The following is a 341-nucleotide window of genomic DNA, read 5'->3' as shown; positions in this document are numbered from 1 at the left end:
ATCTATCACTATTAATAGAAAAAAACATCCATTAATGCATTGTGCACAAAAACAATGCATTCTTTTTTATGCACTTTTACCGTATACGAAAACGGTTACAAGCGTTACACTTTATCTATATTAAAGATATTCAAAGGAGAGATCGACATGGGTGAAATTAGATTAGATAATGTTTACAAGATTTATGATGGGGATGTAACCGCTGTTACTGATTTTAATTTGCATATTCAAGATAAAGAGTTTGTCGTATTCGTTGGTCCATCAGGTTGTGGTAAGTCTACAACGTTACGTATGATTGCAGGACTTGAGGATATCTCTAAAGGAGACCTTTATATCGGCGA

Annotated in this window: 1 protein-coding gene; it reads left to right on the top strand. The window is 33.7% G+C overall.

Annotated features, from left to right (window positions below; all coding sequences use genetic code 11):
- Positions 1-147 precede the first annotated feature (147 nt).
- Positions 148-341: ATP-binding cassette domain-containing protein (locus tag KH400_RS23140; RefSeq protein WP_217228639.1), on the top strand; the 194-nt coding region annotated here is incomplete at its 3' end.

Source organism: Desertibacillus haloalkaliphilus (assembly GCF_019039105.1).
Classification (GTDB): Bacteria; Bacillota; Bacilli; order Bacillales; family KJ1-10-99; genus Desertibacillus; species Desertibacillus haloalkaliphilus.
Note: the sequence above shows the minus strand (reverse complement) of the source record. Positions and strands in the feature narration are given on the sequence as shown.